Origin of the sequence: Pelagibacterium xiamenense, assembly GCF_021166475.1 — a bacterium.
GTDB classification, from domain to species: Bacteria; Pseudomonadota; Alphaproteobacteria; order Rhizobiales; family Devosiaceae; genus Pelagibacterium; species Pelagibacterium xiamenense.
Genome location: NZ_JAJOYS010000002.1, coordinates 684,457 through 700,930 on the forward strand (window position 1 = coordinate 684,457; position 16,474 = coordinate 700,930).

The window sequence follows — 16,474 nt, forward strand, 5'->3', positions numbered from 1 at the left end:
CTTGAACATCCCCGCAATCTGGGGCAAAAGCCAGCGCACAGGACATCACTCATCTCCGCCGTGGACAGTCTCCCCGCCGGACCAGCAAAAGTCGCAAGCGAAATATGAAGATCAACGGCAACGAAATCCGTCCGGGCAATGTGATCATGCACCAGGACAAGCTCTGGGTGGCGGTCAAGGTCGACCACGTCAAACCCGGCAAGGGCGGCGCCTACGCCCAGGTGGAACTCAAGGCCATCGTCGAAGGCACCAAGCTCAACGAACGCTTCCGCTCGGCCGAAACCGTCGAGCGCGTCACGCTCGAACAGAGGGACTTCCAGTACCTTTATCAGCAGGGCGACGCTCTGGTGTTCATGAACACCGACACCTACGACCAGATCGAACTCGACGTTGACTTCGTCGGCGACCGCGCCGCCTTCCTTCAGGACGGCATGATGGTGACGGTGGAAATGTACGAGGAAAAGCCCCTCGGTATCCAGCTCCCCGCCCAGGTGACGCTTGAAGTCACCGAGACCGAGCCGGTCGTAAAGGGTCAGACGGCGGCCAACTCGTTCAAGCCCGCGATCCTCGAAAACGGCGTCAAGACCATGGTCCCGCCCTTCGTTTCGACCGGCCAGAAGATCGTCGTCGACACCAGCGAAGTGACCTATATCCGCCGCGCGGATTAAGCACCCCGCCAACACGAAATCCAGTAGGAACCCCGTCCATGGCCCGCTCGGCGCTCTTGAACATCATGGTCAATGCCGCCCTCAAGGCCGGCAAAGGCCTCATCCGCGATTTCGGCGAGGTGGAGAACCTGCAGGTTTCCCGCAAGGGGCCCGCGGACTTCGTCTCGGTTGCCGACAAGCGCGCTGAAAAGGTGATCATGGGCGAGTTGATGAAAGCGCGCCCCACCTATTCGCTCCTCATGGAGGAAGGCGGCGAGGTCAAGGGCACGGACGGGATGCACCGCTGGATCATCGATCCGCTCGACGGCACCACGAACTTCCTGCACGCCATCCCGCTTTTTTGCACGGCCATCGCGCTCGAGCGGAATGGCGAGATCGTCGCTTCGGTGATCTACAACCCGGTGATGGACGAACTCTACACCGCCGAGAAAGGCAACGGCGCCTGGCACAACAACCGCCGCCTGCGCGTCGCCTCGCGCAAGCACCTCGCCGAAGCGGTCGTCTCGACCGGCATCAAGCTGACCGGCAAGCCCACAGACGCCATCGCGCTGCGGCAGGTCGCGTCGGTCACTCCCGCGGTCGCCGGGATTCGCCGCTCGGGCTCGATCTCGGTCGACCTCGCCTGGCTTGCCGCGGGGCGCTTCGACGCGCTTTGGGAAGACCGTCTCGCCCCCTGGGACGTTGCTCCCGGGCTCCTGATGGTCAAGGAAGCCGGCGGCTTTGCCTCGGACTTCTCGGGCGGAGCGCATATGGTCGACAAGGGCGAGATTGTCGCCGGCAACGAGGCGCTCCAGGCGGCACTTTTGAAGACGATTCAATCGGTTCGCTGAGCCTCCGGCGCAAGAAAACCATTCACCAAGTCATTGTCAGGTCACCGTGGTCTGACTAAGCTGGCGCGAAAATACGCGTCGGCCGGACTGGCGCGTGCCCACTGCAATGCAGGCCAGGTGCAATGAGCCAGAATTACGACCCCTACCACCTCGCCAATCCGGCGGTCTATCTGATCAAGATGACCATCTTCCTCGTGCTGGTTGCGATGGTGGCGGTGATCCTCTTGCCGCAGCTGCTCGATGCGTTCTGGGCCAACCCCTTCATTAACGGCATGATTTTGTTCGTTCTTGCTGTGGGTATCGTGCTGTCGTTCCGGCAAGTGATCCGGCTCTTCCCGGAGGTCAACTGGGTCAATTCGCTCCAGGACGGCCAGGACCCTGCACGCCGCAATCCGGTGCTGCTCGCCCCGGTTGCCGGCATCATGCGCGACCGGCTGGGCGAAACCGTCATCACCCCGGCCTCGATGCGCTCGATCCTCGATTCGGTCGGTATCCGCCTCGACGAGGCCAAGGACACCTCGCGCTACCTGACCGGCCTTCTGGTGTTCCTCGGCCTTTTGGGAACGTTTTACGGCCTGCTGCAGACCGTGGGCGCGGTTTCGGGCGTCATCCAGGGACTCGACGTCACGTCCGGCGATACCGCCAATATTTTCGGGAATTTGAAGGAAGGCCTCGAAGCGCCGCTAGGGGGCATGTCGATCGCCTTCGCCTCTTCGCTGTTCGGTCTCTCCGGCTCGCTGATCCTGGGCTTTCTCGATCTCCAGGCGAGCCAGGCGCAGAATGCGTTCTACACCGATCTCGAGGACTGGATGAGCTCGATGACCGAGCTCGACCATCCCATGACCACAATGCAGGCCAATAACTTCGGTGTCTCGGGTAACGAGATGCAGCAGATGTTCGAACGCCTCGGCGCCTCCATGCAATCTCAGAACTCGTCCCAGAACGCCATCCGCGCCATGGCCGAACTCGCAAAAGGGATCGACGGACTGGTCAAACACATCCGTGCCGAACAGGAAGACCTGCGCACCCACATTTCAGAGCAGACCGAAGTCAACAAACGCCTCTCGCAGCTCATCGACACGCTTTTGCAGGACACCGACCGCTCAGGCGGCGGACATCACTAGGGAAACCCGCCAATGGCACTCGCCCGCAGCCGCGCAGCCGAACGCCCCAGCTTCTGGCCGGGCTATGTCGACGCGCTCTCGAGCCTGCTGCTGGTCATTATCTTTCTTCTCTCGATCTTCATGATCACCCAGTTTTTCCTCAACCAGGAAATCCTGGGGCAAGACACGGCAATGCAGCGGCTCAACGCGCAGATCGCCGAACTGACCGAACTGCTCCAGCTCGAGCGCGCAAATGCCGACGACCTCGAGCTCACGATCGCGTCGCTTTCGGCAACGCTGCAAAACACCCGCGAAGAACGCGACAGCCTCGAACAGCAGCTTTCCGGTATTGGCGCGGGCTTCGGCGACGCCCAGGACCGCATCGCCGGCCTGGAATCCGAGCTTGCCGCCGAGGAAGAACTGACCCGCGAGGCCGAAGCCCAGGTTGCGCTCCTCAACCAGCAACTCGCCGCGCTGCGCCAACAGATCGGCGCACTCGAAGCGGCGCTCGACGCCGCCGAGCAGCGCGACGTGGAAAGCCGAACCCAGATTGCCGATCTTGGCCGCCGCCTCAACATCGCCCTCGCCCAGCGCGTGCAGGACCTTTCCCGTTACCGTTCGGATTTTTTCGGGCGCATGCGCGAAGCGCTCGAGGGCCGCTCCGACGTCGAAATCGTCGGCGACCGTTTCGTCTTCCAGTCCGAAGTGTTGTTCGACGCCGGCCAGGCCCAGATCTCCGAGGAGGGGAGTGAGCAGATCTCCGCCCTCGCCGACGCCATCCTCGAGCTTGAAGACCAGATCCCGCCGGACATTCCCTGGGTGTTGCGCATCGACGGCCATACCGACCGGCGCCCCATCTCGACCCCGCAATTCCCCTCCAACTGGGAGCTCTCTGCAGCCCGAGCCATTTCCGTGGCCAAGCAGCTCGTCGAGGAAGGCGTTTCACCCAACCGTCTGGTCGCGGCAGGCTTCGGCGAATTCGCCCCGCTCGACCCCGCCGATACAGACGAGGCTTACCGGCGCAACCGGCGTATCGAGTTCAAGCTCACTGAGGGATAGGGCCCCAGGCGCGCGAGCCTATCCCACCGCCGCCGTCGCTTCCCCCTCCGCCAGCCGGAACTGCAGCTTGGCCAATTCCGCATACCGCCCGCCCTTGGCGACGAGCTCGTCATGCGTGCCTTCGTCGATGAGTTCGCCCTTTTCCAGCACGAGTATGCGGTCGGCGTTGCGGATCGTTGCCAGGCGGTGTGCAATGACCAGGGTCGTGCGCCCCTCCATCAGCCGTTCGAGCGCTTTTTGCACCAGATGCTCGCTCTGCGCGTCGAGCGCACTGGTAGCCTCGTCGAGGAGCAGAATGGGGGCGTCCTTCAAAAGCGCGCGCGCAATCGCGATGCGCTGCTTTTGTCCGCCCGACAGCATCACTCCGCGCTCGCCGACGATCGTGTCGTAGCCCGCGTCGAGCTCGGAAACGAATTCATGCACGAGCGCCGCCTTCGCCGCCGCCTCAATTTCCGCGTCGGTCGCATCCGGCTTGCCCAGCCGGATATTCTCCGCAACGGTGCCGGCAAAAATAACAGGCTCCTGATCGACAGAAGCAAGCCGCGTGCGCAGCGCGCCCGGCTCGGCATCGCGCACATCGACACCGTCGATGGTGACCTTGCCCGCGCGCACGTCATAAAACCGCTGCAGCAGGGCAAAGACCGTGCTTTTGCCTGCGCCCGATGCACCAACCAGCGCGACGGTCTGACCCGGTGTCACGGTGAAGCTGAGATTGCGCAGGATCGGCGCATCGTCGCGCGTCACATAGGTGAAATCCACATTCTCGAACCCCACCGTCCCCACAGGCGGTTCGGGCATCGCCACCGGATCGGGCCGGACGGGGAGACCCGGCTCGGTATCCAGCAGCTCGAACAGCCGCTCCGTTGCCCCCGCCACCTGTTGGAGCGTGCCGAAAAGATCACTCATATTGGTGAGCGATCCGGTCGCGACGACGGCATAAATGCCGAACTGGGCAAGCTCGCCCGTCGTCACCGCGCCCGAGAACACTGCCTGGCTCCCCAACCAGACGAGCGCCACCATAGCGGTCGTGCCGACGAACATCACGGCGCCAATGAGGAACGAGCGCGTCAAAAGCCGCGCCATCTCGGCGCGGAAGCTGGCCTCGGAATAGGTCCCGAACAGGCGGCGTTGCTCGCCCTCCTGCACGAACGACTTGATGGTTTTGACCGAGGAGAGCGTCTCTGTCGCCATGGCCGAGATATCGGCCAGCGTCGATTGCGTGCGGCGGGACGCCTTGCGCATCCGGCGGCCGAAATATACGAGCGGCAGAACGATGATGGGAATGACGACGATCACCCCCAGCGCGAGCTGGAAATTGGTGAGAAACATCATTCCCACCGCGCCGACCATCAGGATGGCCGAGCGCAGGAACAGCGACGCGGACGAGCCGATCGCGTTGCGAATGACCGCGACGTCCGCGTTGAGCCGCGAGGTCAACTCGCCTACCCGGTTGACGTCGAAGAACGTCGCATCGAGCGTCAGAAGGTGCTCGAAGACCGCCTTGCGCAAATCGGTGATGACCCGCTCACCGATGACGGAGATGAAGTAGTACCGTGCGCCCGCCGAGACCGCCATGACCGCGGCGATAATGACGATCACCCACGCATAGCCCGAAACCACCTCGATATTGCGGGTGATAAAGCCCTCGTCGATGAAGTCTCCCGCCAGCGCGGGGATCGAGAGCGATGCAACTGCCGCGACGAGCAGAAACACCAGCGTCCAGAACACCCGCACCGGATAGCGCAGAATGAACGGCACCAGCCGGCCCAGCGCCGCAAAGGAGGTGGCCTTGGCACCGGCCTTGAGGCGAGGAGGTTCCTTGGCGGTTGGGCTGTCCGCCTCTTTGGTCGTATCCGACATGGGCCTTGGGTCGCTTTGTCGTTGATGCCGGGCTTAGATAGGGCGTCACGACCGCGCGAGCAACCAAAGAGAACCGAATGGGCGCAAATGCCGCCCTTGCGCTTTATGCGATCTTTCTGTAAAAGCCCGCCAACAGTTTTGAGACACACTATGTCCGGGCGCCGCGCGCGCCCGTTTGATTTAGGGCCGAACGACCATGAAGAAAGATCTGCATCCCGACTATCACTTCATCACCGTCGTGATGACCGATGGCACCGAATACAAGACCCGCTCCACCTATGGCAGCGAGGGCGACACCCTTCGGCTCGACATCGACCCCAAGACGCACCCGGCCTGGACTGGCGGCTCGGGCCGCCTTGTGGACCGCGGCGGCCGCGTCTCGCGCTTCAAGGAAAAGTTCAAGGGCATCCTGGGCTCGTAAGCCCTGTAGAACCCGCAAACGCAAGAAAGCCCGGTCATCGCGCCGGGCTTTTTTTCTTGCCGGGAATGCAGATAACGCCGCCTATGAGGGCCCGAACGCCTGCTTGAGCCTGTCGATCTGTGCGGAAACCCCGTTCTGCGGATTGGCGGCAGGCAACTCCTCCTCGCCGCGTTCGATCTTGTCGAACTTGACGACGCGGGCGAACAGCCGGTCGCCCTTCTGGATGTAGCCGCGCATCCGCTCGGGCAAATCGTCCCAACCCGGCCCGCCGCGCTCGGACGGCAGAGCGGAGAATTTCACCTTCGCCTTTTCCTCGAGCGCCTGCTCGGCACTGATTTCGCCCTCGTTGACCGCGCGATGCAGCAATAGCCACGAGGCCAGCTGCATCAGCCGGGTCGTCAGCCGCATGCTTTCGGTCGCATAAACAAATGAGGCTTCCCGGTCGAGCGCCGCGGATTCGGCGCGTCCGTCGCCATCGAGATAGGCCGCAACCTCTTCGATCAGACTCATGCCCTCGCGATAGAGCAGGTCGAACCCGCCCGAACTCATCATTCGCGAGGCGAGCGATACCGCCTCAGGCTTGGGAGCGCTTTTCTCGTCCACGCCGTCCGGGTCCTTTGTTCTACGCAATACACTTAAAACTGGCCGCTATCTTAGGCACAAATGGGGAAAGAGGTCATTAACGCGCGCAAACCGGTCTTCGGTTACGCTTAATATCCCCAGAACACCCCCCAAAAAGAAAAAAGAGCCGTCAAACGAACGGCTCTCGAAAGTTAACAGGGAGGCGTCAAACAGAGGGAAGGAACCGCTCTGAAGGACCCAGTTCGAAAACTGGATAAGCAAACCCTAAACCGGTCCGGTTAATTTTAGCTTAATGCGATGAAAAATTTTAACCCTGACGGATTATGAACAAACGGGCCGCCATTGATTTCGTTCCGAAAGTGCGACGAGCCTGAGGCTCGGTGGTTTAGAACTTGAACACCGAATCGGCTTCCGACCGGCTCTGCGTCTTGTTTTCAATCGCCTTTTCCAACCGCTCAATCTCGGCCTTGAGGATCGCGACGCGCTCGTGCAATTCGTCGACCGAAAGCGAATCGAGCACCATCCCCACCTCGTGCGCCTGCGGCTTCGGCCTGTCTTCATCATCCATGGCGACTCTCCGCATCAGATATCTTTCCCACTTGCAATATTGTGCCGCTCAACTTTTGCTGGGTCCATGACAAATCACATCGCAATGCGCGCAATCGCGATTCACGAGCCCGGCGGACCGGACGTGCTGAGGCCGGTCGAGGTCGCAAGACCGGTCCCGGCAGCCGGCGAGGTCCTGATCAGAATTGCGGCCGCCGGGGTGAACGGCCCCGACATCTCCCAGCGCGAAGGCCGCTATGCCCCGCCGCCCGACGCCTCGCCCCTCCCCGGCCTTGAAGTTTCAGGTGTCATCGAGGCCGCGGGTAACGATGTTACCGCATTCGCGCCAGGCGACGCCGTCGTCGCGCTGACCAATGGCGGCGCCTATGCCGAATACGTCACGGTCCCGGCCGGCCAGGTCCTGCCCAAGCCCGAAAACTGGAGCTGGATCGAAGCCGCCGCCATCCCCGAAACTTTCTTCACCATCCAGCAAACCCTGGTCGAACGCGCGGGCCTTGCCGAGGGCAAGACGGTGCTCGTCCACGGTGGCGCAGGCGGCATCGGCGCAACGGCGATCCAGATGACCCGGCTCTTCGGCGGCACGGCCATCGCTACGGTTTCAACAGCCGCCAAAGCCGACTACGCACGAAGGATGGGCGCCGGTGCGACGATCAACTACCGCGACGAGGACTTCGTCGAACGCACCCGGGAACTCACCGGCGGTAGGGGCGCGGACATCGTCATCGATATCGTCGGAGGCAGCTACACCAACCGCAACCTCAAGGCCGCCGCCCGAGAGGGCCATATTCTTCAACTGGCCATCCGCGAGGGTGCGACATCCGAGGTCAATATGGGCCTCATCCTCATGAAAGCCCTGACCGTCTCCGGATCGACACTCCGCCCGAAGTCTTCAGCGGACAAAGCCCGCTACGCGGCCGCACTCGAGAAAACGGTCTGGCCCGCCATAGCCGACGGGCGCATCTATCCCCCGCGTACACGCTCCTTCCCGCTCGAGAGCGCGGCCGACGCCCACCGCGCGATGGAAGCGCCGGACCACTACGGCAAGATCGTCCTCGTGACGGAATTCGGCGCCGCATTATGATTAACATTGCATCAGCCCCCCGCCCCGACTATAAGGACCCTGAAATTCCCCGCATTCCCCGATTTGGACGAAGCGGGCGGCCCTGAAAGACCGGGCCGCGGCTCAGGAGAAATTTATCATGGCCCCTCAATTGCTGATGCCCAAGGCGACCGCCGTCTGGCTCGTCGAGAACACCGCGCTGACTTTCAAGCAGATCGCCGATTTCTGCACCCTGCACCCGCTCGAGGTTCAGGGCATCGCCGATGGCGACGTCGCGGCTGGCATCAAGGGCGTGAGCCCTATTCAGAACGGGCAGCTCACCCGCGAGGAAATCGTCAAGGGCGAGGCTGACGAGAATTACAAGCTCAGGATTTCCGAGCCCAAGGTGAAGGTTGCCGCCCCCAAACGCCGGGGCCCGCGCTATACCCCGACCTCGCGACGGCACGAGCGCCCCAACGCCATCAAGTGGCTGGTCCGCAACCATCCCGAGCTCAAGGACGCCCAGATCATGCGGCTCGTGGGCACCACCAAGTCGACCATCGAGGCCGTGCGCGAGGGCACGCACTGGAACTCGGCCAACCTTACGGCGATGGACCCCGTCACGCTCGGGCTGTGCAGCCAGGTCGAACTCGACATGGAAGTCCGCAAGGCTGCCCGCAGCGCGGGCATCGCCGAAGTGGAACCCGAAGGCACCCGGCTTCTGACAGCCGAAGAGGCGCTCTCGCGGGCTCAGGCCGAAGGCTATGAGGATGACGAATCCGCGGCCCAGGAAGGCCTCGCAATGAGCACCGAGGACGATACCGAATACGAGGCGGAGTCGGTCTTTGCCAAACTGAAATCCTTGAAGGGCGAAGATACCGACAAAGACGACCAGGACTGATCGTCCGCCCGTATGGCGACGTCGAAAGCCCGGCCGCGCTGAGCACCGGGCTTTTTTTTCTTGCTTACGGGGCATTGACTTTGCCCCGTCAAAATTGCGCTATGGCGCCACCCGCCCAAACATTTTAGTTCCCGAGCCCGATGTTCGATCCCGTTTTCCTCAGCGTCGCCGTGCTGGCCGTCTTCCTTGTCGGCCTTGCCAAATCCGGCCTCTTGGCGAGCATCGGCGTCGTCGGCGTTCCGCTGCTCACGCTTGTCATGCCCGCCCGCGACGCCGCCGGCATGATGCTGCCGCTCCTGCTGATCATGGACGCCATCGCCGTCTATGTGTACCGCCGCGACGTCGACTGGAAAATCTTCTGGATCCTGCTCCCTGGCGCCCTCGTCGGCACAGCCATCGCCTGGGCGCTGTCCGCCGTCGTCACGGAAGCCGCCGTCCGGCTGGTGATCGGTGTCATTGCGCTGATGTTTGTGATCGACGCATGGCTGCCGCTGCGAAAGAAGCTCGAGGGCCTGCCGCCATCGCGTGGCTGGGGCACCTTCTGGGGCGCAGTCGCGGGCTTCACGAGCTTTGTGAGCCACACCGGCGGCCCGCCGGTGCAGATCTACATGCTGCCCCTCCGCCTGCCGCCCGCGATTTTTGCCGGCACCAATGCGGTCTTCTTCGCCGTCGTCAACGCGCTCAAGCTGATCCCTTACTTCACTCTGGGACAACTCTCGGTGAGCAACATGCAGGCCTCTGCCGTGCTCGTGCCCGTCGCCATCGGGGGCATGCTGGTCGGCGTCTTTCTCGTCCGTCGTATCGACACGACTCTCTTTTACCGGATTGCCTATATCCTGATTTTCCTGCTCTCCCTAAAGCTCATCTATGACGGGATCGCGGGCAGCTTTTTCGCCTAGGCACGAGCGCGCATTAAAAAAGGCCGCAGCTCGCGCCGTGGCCTCACAGATACTTGTTTAAAAACGCAAAAACCGGATCAGTGGGTGGTTACCCCTTGCTGCGCGCGGGCCATCTGATCCTTGAGTTCAAGCTTCTTGCGCTTGAGTGCGGCAATCAGCAGCGCATCGCGCGCCGGGTGGCGCATTTCCTGCTCGATCTTGCGTTCCAAATCCTGATGCCGCCGCTCGAGAGAACTGATGTAAGTCTGTGAGGTCATAGTCACTCCTTTCATCATTGGACGACAATATCGTCACAAACTTTCGCGCCTTTGTCCAATGGCAAATCTGTGGCAAGAAGGGCTGTGGATTAAACCGGACCGGATTGGTTAATCCATTACTAAAACTGGAGGCTTGCCGGGAAACGATGCTCCCGATCGACAAGGAACAACAGGCGCGTCTGGGTCTGGAGCTTGCCACCAAGCGCCAGGAACATGCCGACCTCGACGCGGCCATCCACACCCTTCAGGCTTCCGGCATCGCCGACGTCACGCTTATTCAGCGGCTCAAAAAGCGCAAGCTTTCATTAAAGGACCGCATCACCCAGCTCGAGCGTATCCTGCTGCCCGACATCATTGCGTGACCCCACGTTAAGTTGACAACACAAGTCATCATTATTACGTCATCACAATGTGATGCCAAAAGGATGACCCGCGATGAACGCCCCCACCCGATTTGTCGAACGCGTACGCCACGAGTTGAAATTCCGCGTCGCCACCGTAACCAAGACCGAACGCATCACGCCGAAAATGGTCCGCATCACGCTCGCCTGTGACGACTTCGCCACGTTCACCTCGCTCGCCTATGACGATCACTGCAAGGTGTTCTTCCCCAAGCCCGGACAAACCGAACTGCCGATCCCCGAACGCGGCGAAAACGGCCTCAAATTCCCTGTCGGCATGCGCCCCGAGGCGCGCGACTACACCCCGCGCTTTTTTGACAACGAGGCCAAAACGCTGACGCTCGACTTCGTATTGCATGGCGAATGCCCCGCCGCGAGTTGGGCGGAGCGCGCCCGACCCGGCGACACAATCGGCGTGGGCGGCCCGCGTGGCTCCTTCGTCGTTCGCGGCGTCTTTGACTGGTACCTGCTCGTAGGCGACGAAACCGCATTGCCTGCCATCGCCCGCCGTATCGAGGAATTGCCCCGAGACACCACCGTGCTCGCGGTGATCGAGGTCGCCGACAACGCCGAAATCCAGACCCTCAGCGCACCGGAGAATGCCCAGATCCACTGGCTCAGCCGCGAGGGCGCCGAACCGGGCGATGCGAACCGTCTTCTCTCCACGGTCAAGACGCTGACACTACCCTCGGGCGCAGGGTACGCGTTCATTGCCGGGGAATCGCAGATGAGCAAAGCCGTTCGCGCCTATCTTGTCGACAATCTCGGCCATAACCCCGATTGGGTCAAAGCCGCCGGCTACTGGCAGGCAGGTACGGAAGACTTCGACGACGGCCACGCGCATTGACCGCTCAACCGGCGGTCGCCTGCTTGGCCGCGGTATCGTCGCGCGCAACGATGTCGGTAAGGATTGGAACGAGGCGCTTGGCGTAGGCCCAGAGCGCCCTGAGCTCATCCTCGGTGAACGTCCTCGGGTTCTGGTCGAAAACGGCGAGAACCGCGCGCAGCCGCGTCTGGGGCATTTCGATCGGCACGCCGCCATAGGCGCGGACGCCACTTTCGACGACGCTGCGCAAGTGCCCGAATTCCGAATGTTGCAGGTCCGTGATGAGCAGTGCACCGGGCCGGCGGATTGCGTGCATCGCCAGATGCTCGGCATGGCTGACCGCCGTATCCTCGATCCCCCCCGGGGGCAGGAACGTGACGAGTCCTAGCGTTACCGATAGCTCCGAGGTGAGTTCGCGCAGCAGCGTGTTGACCTCCGCCACCGTTCCCAATCGGGACGTCAGCGCCTTGGCAGACACCGCCAGTTCCTCCACAGCTGCGTGCGCTGCCGCTTCGCGCTTGCCAACACCCAGAAGCCGGCCGATTTCGGCCTGCGCCGAGCTCACATCATGGACCACCGCATCGAGTTCGCCCATCTCGGATCGTGCGACCTCGTCCTGCTGGTCCTCATGAAAGAACCCGCCCACTACCTTGAGGTCGGGCTTCTGCCGCCGCAAACGCCGTGCGGCATACCGCGCATATACGCCGGGTCGGGCTCCGAGATAGCACAGGCACACAAGCTCGGTTCCCTCCAGATCGATTTGCGCCACGCCTTCGCGCCGCAGCGCAACCGGTGGCATCACCTTGGCAAGCACGCCATGCGCTTCGAGGCGGTCAGCGACAAGAAGCGCGATAGCCTGATCGAGCTCGGTCTTGCCGCCGAAAACGAGGACCGGCGTCCGCGTTTGAGGCTCGGGCAAATCCGCATCCGCCGAGAGGTCGTCCACGACGTCTCCGAGCGTTTCGATGACCCTGTGGCGAAAACTTGCATTGGCCAGATCGGCGGCAATATCGGCCTGCGCCAGCCTGAGTGCCGGCAGCGCGACTTCGTCGTAGAACGCGGCAATGTCGGTGCCGGCGCTCGCCCGCTCGGCAACCTCGACGGCCTCGTCGCTGTTGCCGGAAATCAACCGTTGGTAGAACCGCTCCTGCGGCAGCAGCACGGGCGCGCTGCCCAGCAGGGTTTCGATGAACCCCAGATGGGGAACATAACGCGCCATCACCAGTATGCACACGGTCAGCGGCATGGCGACGATAAGCCCGATAGGTCCCCAGATCGTGGCCCAGAACATCGCCGCGAGCAGGACCGCAAGCGGTGTCAGCCCGGTGCTGTTGCCGTAAAGGTGCGGCTCGATCGCATTGTTGGAGATGACCTCCAGCAGCAGGTAAATTCCCACCACCCCGATCAGCATGGACCATCCCGGATCCACGGCCATCGAAAGCAGCGCTGGCAGGGTCGCGACGATGAGGGTTCCGACGAAGGGAATGTAGCGGAAGATCATCGCCAGCAGTCCCCAGAGGACCGCGTTGGGAACGCCAATTAAAAACAGTCCCAGCCCGAATGCCGCGCCATAGCCGACATTGACGCCGAACTGCGCCAGGAGAAATCTTCCCACGCGCTCGCTCGCCTCGTTCATCGCCTCGGTGCTCGAGCGCAGATCGCCACGGCTGACGATCTTCAGGAACCGGTCGCGCAGTTCCTCGCGTTCGAGCAGCAGGAATATGAGGAAGATCGTAACGATAAGCACCGAGGTGAGCGGTCCGATTATCGAGAGGACGACCGATTGCGCCATCTCGAGAGGACTCGCCCCATCTCCGGAGATGACCACCGGTATTGGCTGCCCTTCCTCGGTCGTGAGCGGCTGCGACTCCTCGCGCACCTGCGCGCCAACCTGCTCGATCGTCGAAATGAGGCGATCCAGAACCCGACCACCGCCGAGGGTCTCCTGGGCCATGCGCAGCTTTTCGCCGATCGTGGCCTGGTATCGGGGCAGTTCGGCGGCGAGGCTGAGGAACTGCGCGGAGGCCATATAAGCGATGCCCGAGATGATGAGAATCGCGAACGCGACCGCCGTGAGCACCGCAGGGACATGGGGGAGGCGCATATACCGCAGTGCGTTGACGACCGGGCCCAGGGCAAAGGCCAGGAGCACAGCGAACACCAGCGGAACGAGAATGCCGCGCCCCAGATAGAGCACGGCAACGATCGATATGAACGTCAGTATGGCGATCAGTGTGCGACCGCTCGGCGGCATCGCATGCGGCGCTGCCGGCTTGCTTGTGTCCATTGACTAATCCTCGGCAAGCCCCCCGGCCTGCCTTATCCAAACGCCGCAGATCGGACTTTCGTTCCTGTAGCCGACTTGGGCTATGCTGTTCGCCTGCCCGCCACGCGGGTGAGCCGCGCTTGATGCTCCGCCTCTTATCGGCTACAGCCACGCTTTAGGCTCAAAAGGGGAAGAGGCCGTGCCGTTATCGCCGCCGATCGCCATCGTTATGGGCAGCCAGTCCGACTGGCCCACAATGCGCTTTGCCGCCGAGATGCTCGATGCGCTCAAGATCGACTATGAGGCGCGGATTGTCTCGGCACACAGAACGCCACTACGTATGGTCGACTTTGCAACCACCGCGCGCGAAGAGGGCTTCAAGGTGATCATCGCCGGCGCCGGCGGCGCCGCGCACCTTCCCGGTATGATCGCCGCGATGACGACGCTGCCGGTCTTCGGCGTCCCGGTCGAAAGCAAGGCGCTCCGCGGCGAGGACAGCCTGCTCTCCATCGTTCAGATGCCCGGAGGAGTGCCCGTCGGTACATTGGCCATCGGCAAACCCGGCGCCATCAACGCCGCGCTGCTGGCCGCCTCGGTCCTCTCTCTTTCGGACGAAGACCTTGCCGACCGCCTCGCCGACTGGCGCCAATCGCAGTCCGACGCCGTTCCGGAGTTTCCCAAGGACGATGACTGACCTTTCCCCGCTTCCTCCCGGCACCCGCATCGGCATCCTGGGCGGCGGGCAGCTCGGCCGCATGCTCTCGCTCGCCGCGAGCCAGCTGGGCATGCGCACGCACATTTTCTGCCCCGACACCGAAAGCCCCGCCTTCGAGGTGACCCCGCACAAGACGGTGGCATCCTATGACGACGAGGCCGCGCTCGAAGCCTTCGCGCGCGAGGTCGACGTCGTGACCTACGAATTCGAAAACGTCCCGCTCGGAACGGCCGCGGCGCTCGAAAAGCATGTTCCGGTCTTCCCCGGCCCCAAAGCCCTCGCAGTCTCCCAGGACCGGCTCGCCGAAAAGGCCTTCCTGACCGGAGCGGGCGTCCCCGTCGCGCCCCACAAAGCGGTTACCACCCGCGAAAGCCTGGACGCGGCGATCGCCGAAGTCGGCCTTCCGGCGGTATTGAAGACCACACGCCTGGGATATGATGGCAAGGGCCAGCGCATCCTCCGCACGCCCGCAGACGCGGACCCGGCTTTTGCAGAAATCGGCGGCGTCGACCTCGTTCTCGAGGCGTTCATTCCGTTCGAGCGCGAGGTCTCCGTCATCGTTGCGCGCGGCAAAGACGGATCATGCGTCACTTATGACGTCGCCGAAAACGTGCACAAAAACCACATCCTGAAAACCAGCACCCTGCCGGCCGCGCTCGACGCCGCCACCGCACGGGCCGCCGCCGATGCAGCGAAGACCATCGCAGCGGCCCTCGGTTATGTCGGCGTCATGGGCGTCGAGTTTTTCGTTGTCGAAAACGGTGGCCGGTCCACGCTTCTTGTCAACGAAATCGCCCCGCGCGTGCACAATTCCGGGCACTGGACCCAGGCCGTCTGCGTCACAGACCAGTTCGAAAACCACATCCGCGCAATTTGCGGCTGGCCCCTGGGCGATACGACGCGTTTCGCCGATGTCGTGATGGAAAATCTTATCGGCGATGAAATCCACGCCGTCGCCGAAACGCTCGCCCCAGCCGCGCAACCGCATGTCTATGGCAAAACCGAGGCCCGCCCTGGGCGCAAGATGGGGCATGTCAACCGCGTGACGCCGAAAAAATGACGCCGGAACAGGCCTATTGCGGCAAACAGGTGGACAATACCCGACTCATCTGTTAGATACCGCCCCCAACGGTGACTGGCATGTGCCGGTCGGCGCCGAGATCGTTTGGTCCCGACGTTTCCCATTTAACCTTGTAGATTATTTGAAAGGGCGGTGTTCCGCGTGCAAGTAGTCGTTCGCGATAACAATGTCGATCAGGCGCTCCGGGCGCTCAAGAAGAAGTTGCAGCGCGAAGGCGTCTTCCGCGAGATGAAGCTGCGCAACTATTACGAAAAGCCTTCCGAAAAGAAGGCTCGCCAGAAGGCCGAGGCGATCCGCCGGGCCCGCAAGCTGGCTCGTAAGCGCGCGCAGCGCGAAGCTGGTCTCACGGCCGGCCGTCGCTAATCCCGCGAAGCCACTTCTTTCTCGACAGAAAAAGAACGCTTTTGCTTGAAACGCCGTCCCGTCGGGGCGGCGTTTTGCTGTGCTTACATCTCCGGCATATCGAAAATTTCGACCACCTCGACGCTGTCGCCGGGGAAGATCGTGAAATGCGGATGATCCTCGAAGATCTTCGCCGCCGCATCGAGACTGTCCGCCTCGACGATCACGTAGCCGGTCAGCATGTTCTTGAACGGCGCGATCCCTGCGCTCGAAACCTTCCGGGTTTTCCCCATGGGCCCGCCGGCATCGACAATGACGCTCTTATAGCGTTCGCCCCATTCGCCCCAGGCGGCCATACCCCTGGCCATCATCTCCCTGCCTTCGTCCGAGCGTGCGCCTTCGGCAGGCTTTTCGGGCACTGTGCCCATATATAGTCCCATATATTTCGCCATATCGTCCCTCCCATGATCCGCCTCTCGGAGATCGCCGCCAGTTCGCGATATCCTCGCGGAACGACACATTATCGCATCCAGGGCCCGTTTACATGTCTGCCACGTTAAACGCCGGCTTCGACATCCCCAGCGCACCGGGCTTCACCAAGGCTGTGCTGAACCGCGACGGCAACTGGGCGTTCACTCGCAAGGACGGACGGCCCTA

Annotated in this window: 19 protein-coding genes; 13 read left to right on the forward strand and 6 right to left on the reverse strand. The window is 62.4% G+C overall.

Annotation, left to right across the window (positions count from 1 at the left end):
* Window positions 1–104: 104 nt before the first annotated feature.
* From efp to LSG43_RS11285, 4 genes are all read left to right on the forward strand, one after another.
* Complete coding sequence (gene efp, locus LSG43_RS11270) at window positions 105–668, forward strand: elongation factor P (protein ID WP_231804137.1); 564 nt, start codon at window positions 105–107, stop codon at window positions 666–668.
* A gap of 38 nt (window positions 669–706) precedes the next feature.
* On the forward strand, window positions 707–1,498 hold the full coding sequence (locus LSG43_RS11275) for an inositol monophosphatase family protein (RefSeq protein ID WP_231804139.1): 792 nt from the start codon (window positions 707–709) through the stop codon (window positions 1,496–1,498).
* A 122-nt stretch (window positions 1,499–1,620) separates the two neighbouring features.
* A complete protein-coding gene (locus tag LSG43_RS11280; RefSeq protein ID WP_231804141.1) occupies window positions 1,621–2,622 on the forward strand; it encodes a flagellar motor protein MotA in 1,002 nt (333 codons plus the stop codon).
* Between the two features lie 12 nt (window positions 2,623–2,634).
* On the forward strand, window positions 2,635–3,660 hold the full coding sequence (locus tag LSG43_RS11285) for a peptidoglycan -binding protein (protein WP_231804143.1): 1,026 nt from the start codon (window positions 2,635–2,637) through the stop codon (window positions 3,658–3,660).
* Window positions 3,661–3,678: 18 nt separating this feature from the next.
* On the opposite strand, the gene LSG43_RS11290 is transcribed toward LSG43_RS11285, so the two are convergent.
* Window positions 3,679–5,520 carry an ABC transporter transmembrane domain-containing protein gene (locus tag LSG43_RS11290; RefSeq protein ID WP_231804145.1) on the reverse strand — a complete coding sequence of 614 codons (1,842 nt, stop codon included), beginning with the start codon at window positions 5,518–5,520 and terminating at the stop codon, window positions 3,679–3,681.
* 196 nt (window positions 5,521–5,716) lie between these two features.
* Between LSG43_RS11290 and rpmE the strand changes: the two genes are divergently transcribed.
* Complete coding sequence (gene rpmE, locus LSG43_RS11295; protein WP_231804147.1) at window positions 5,717–5,941, forward strand: 50S ribosomal protein L31; 225 nt, start codon at window positions 5,717–5,719, stop codon at window positions 5,939–5,941.
* Between the two features lie 81 nt (window positions 5,942–6,022).
* Here rpmE and rcdA read toward each other — a convergent pair whose 3' ends face one another.
* Together rcdA and LSG43_RS11305 are read right to left on the reverse strand one after the other, a co-directional pair.
* Window positions 6,023–6,493, reverse strand: a complete 471-nt coding sequence (gene rcdA / locus LSG43_RS11300; protein ID WP_255714227.1) for a protease adaptor protein RcdA — start codon at window positions 6,491–6,493, stop codon at window positions 6,023–6,025.
* Window positions 6,494–6,908: 415 nt separating this feature from the next.
* Window positions 6,909–7,091, reverse strand: coding sequence for a DUF1192 domain-containing protein (locus LSG43_RS11305; protein WP_231804151.1), 183 nt, complete (start codon window positions 7,089–7,091; stop codon window positions 6,909–6,911).
* Between the two features lie 66 nt (window positions 7,092–7,157).
* On the opposite strand from LSG43_RS11305, the gene LSG43_RS11310 reads away from it, so the two are divergent.
* The 3 genes from LSG43_RS11310 to LSG43_RS11320 all read left to right on the forward strand — a co-directional run bounded on the left by LSG43_RS11310 (window position 7,158) and on the right by LSG43_RS11320 (window position 9,929).
* Entirely contained in the window at window positions 7,158–8,171 is a 1,014-nt protein-coding gene (locus LSG43_RS11310; RefSeq protein WP_231804153.1) for an NAD(P)H-quinone oxidoreductase, read from the forward strand.
* Window positions 8,172–8,289: 118 nt separating this feature from the next.
* On the forward strand, window positions 8,290–9,030 hold the full coding sequence (locus tag LSG43_RS11315) for a DUF1013 domain-containing protein (protein ID WP_231804155.1): 741 nt from the start codon (window positions 8,290–8,292) through the stop codon (window positions 9,028–9,030).
* Between the two features lie 140 nt (window positions 9,031–9,170).
* Window positions 9,171–9,929, forward strand: coding sequence for a sulfite exporter TauE/SafE family protein (locus LSG43_RS11320; RefSeq protein WP_231804157.1), 759 nt, complete (start codon window positions 9,171–9,173; stop codon window positions 9,927–9,929).
* A 77-nt stretch (window positions 9,930–10,006) separates the two neighbouring features.
* On the opposite strand, the gene LSG43_RS11325 is transcribed toward LSG43_RS11320, so the two are convergent.
* Window positions 10,007–10,186, reverse strand: coding sequence for a YdcH family protein (locus tag LSG43_RS11325; RefSeq protein ID WP_231804159.1), 180 nt, complete (start codon window positions 10,184–10,186; stop codon window positions 10,007–10,009).
* A gap of 146 nt (window positions 10,187–10,332) precedes the next feature.
* Between LSG43_RS11325 and LSG43_RS11330 the strand changes: the two genes are divergently transcribed.
* Window positions 10,333–10,548 (forward strand): YdcH family protein, encoded by a 216-nt coding sequence (locus LSG43_RS11330; protein ID WP_231804161.1) that lies wholly within the window; start codon window positions 10,333–10,335, stop codon window positions 10,546–10,548.
* A 73-nt stretch (window positions 10,549–10,621) separates the two neighbouring features.
* A complete protein-coding gene (locus LSG43_RS11335; RefSeq protein ID WP_231804163.1) occupies window positions 10,622–11,434 on the forward strand; it encodes a siderophore-interacting protein in 813 nt (270 codons plus the stop codon).
* 4 nt (window positions 11,435–11,438) lie between these two features.
* Here the strand turns inward: LSG43_RS11335 and LSG43_RS11340 are convergent, their stop codons facing one another.
* A complete protein-coding gene (locus LSG43_RS11340) occupies window positions 11,439–13,700 on the reverse strand; it encodes an AI-2E family transporter (protein ID WP_231804165.1) in 2,262 nt (753 codons plus the stop codon).
* Window positions 13,701–13,908: 208 nt separating this feature from the next.
* On the opposite strand from LSG43_RS11340, the gene purE reads away from it, so the two are divergent.
* The 3 genes from purE to rpsU all read left to right on the forward strand — a co-directional run bounded on the left by purE (window position 13,909) and on the right by rpsU (window position 15,838).
* Window positions 13,909–14,373, forward strand: coding sequence for a 5-(carboxyamino)imidazole ribonucleotide mutase (gene purE / locus LSG43_RS11345; RefSeq protein WP_231804677.1), 465 nt, complete (start codon window positions 13,909–13,911; stop codon window positions 14,371–14,373).
* The gene (locus LSG43_RS11350; protein WP_231804167.1) at window positions 14,366–15,454 is read left to right on the forward strand and encodes a 5-(carboxyamino)imidazole ribonucleotide synthase; all 1,089 of its coding nucleotides are present in this window, start codon (window positions 14,366–14,368) and stop codon (window positions 15,452–15,454) included. The genes purE and LSG43_RS11350 overlap by 8 nt, the downstream gene beginning before the upstream one ends.
* Before the next feature lie 153 nt (window positions 15,455–15,607).
* Window positions 15,608–15,838 (forward strand): 30S ribosomal protein S21, encoded by a 231-nt coding sequence (gene rpsU / locus LSG43_RS11355; protein WP_231804169.1) that lies wholly within the window; start codon window positions 15,608–15,610, stop codon window positions 15,836–15,838.
* An 83-nt stretch (window positions 15,839–15,921) separates the two neighbouring features.
* Here the strand turns inward: rpsU and LSG43_RS11360 are convergent, their stop codons facing one another.
* The gene (locus tag LSG43_RS11360; protein WP_231804171.1) at window positions 15,922–16,269 is read right to left on the reverse strand and encodes a YciI family protein; all 348 of its coding nucleotides are present in this window, start codon (window positions 16,267–16,269) and stop codon (window positions 15,922–15,924) included.
* Window positions 16,270–16,474 lie beyond the last annotated feature (205 nt).

Excerpts from the sequence above, each read along its gene's own strand:
- efp (WP_231804137.1), top strand. The coding sequence starts at position 105 with ATGAAGATCAACGGCAACGAAATCCGTCCGGGCAATGTGATCATGCAC.
- LSG43_RS11275 (WP_231804139.1), top strand. The coding sequence starts at position 707 with ATGGCCCGCTCGGCGCTCTTGAACATCATGGTCAATGCCGCCCTCAAG.
- LSG43_RS11280 (WP_231804141.1), top strand. The coding sequence starts at position 1,621 with ATGAGCCAGAATTACGACCCCTACCACCTCGCCAATCCGGCGGTCTAT.
- LSG43_RS11285 (WP_231804143.1), top strand. The coding sequence starts at position 2,635 with ATGGCACTCGCCCGCAGCCGCGCAGCCGAACGCCCCAGCTTCTGGCCG.
- LSG43_RS11290 (WP_231804145.1), bottom strand. The coding sequence starts at position 5,520 with ATGTCGGATACGACCAAAGAGGCGGACAGCCCAACCGCCAAGGAACCT.
- rpmE (WP_231804147.1), top strand. The coding sequence starts at position 5,717 with ATGAAGAAAGATCTGCATCCCGACTATCACTTCATCACCGTCGTGATG.
- rcdA (WP_255714227.1), bottom strand. The coding sequence starts at position 6,493 with ATGATGAGTTCGGGCGGGTTCGACCTGCTCTATCGCGAGGGCATGAGT.
- LSG43_RS11305 (WP_231804151.1), bottom strand. The coding sequence starts at position 7,091 with ATGGATGATGAAGACAGGCCGAAGCCGCAGGCGCACGAGGTGGGGATG.
- LSG43_RS11310 (WP_231804153.1), top strand. The coding sequence starts at position 7,158 with ATGACAAATCACATCGCAATGCGCGCAATCGCGATTCACGAGCCCGGC.
- LSG43_RS11315 (WP_231804155.1), top strand. The coding sequence starts at position 8,290 with ATGGCCCCTCAATTGCTGATGCCCAAGGCGACCGCCGTCTGGCTCGTC.
- LSG43_RS11320 (WP_231804157.1), top strand. The coding sequence starts at position 9,171 with ATGTTCGATCCCGTTTTCCTCAGCGTCGCCGTGCTGGCCGTCTTCCTT.
- LSG43_RS11325 (WP_231804159.1), bottom strand. The coding sequence starts at position 10,186 with ATGACCTCACAGACTTACATCAGTTCTCTCGAGCGGCGGCATCAGGAT.
- LSG43_RS11330 (WP_231804161.1), top strand. The coding sequence starts at position 10,333 with ATGCTCCCGATCGACAAGGAACAACAGGCGCGTCTGGGTCTGGAGCTT.
- LSG43_RS11335 (WP_231804163.1), top strand. The coding sequence starts at position 10,622 with ATGAACGCCCCCACCCGATTTGTCGAACGCGTACGCCACGAGTTGAAA.
- LSG43_RS11340 (WP_231804165.1), bottom strand. The coding sequence starts at position 13,700 with ATGGACACAAGCAAGCCGGCAGCGCCGCATGCGATGCCGCCGAGCGGT.
- purE (WP_231804677.1), top strand. The coding sequence starts at position 13,909 with ATGGGCAGCCAGTCCGACTGGCCCACAATGCGCTTTGCCGCCGAGATG.
- LSG43_RS11350 (WP_231804167.1), top strand. The coding sequence starts at position 14,366 with ATGACTGACCTTTCCCCGCTTCCTCCCGGCACCCGCATCGGCATCCTG.
- LSG43_RS11360 (WP_231804171.1), bottom strand. The coding sequence starts at position 16,269 with ATGGCGAAATATATGGGACTATATATGGGCACAGTGCCCGAAAAGCCT.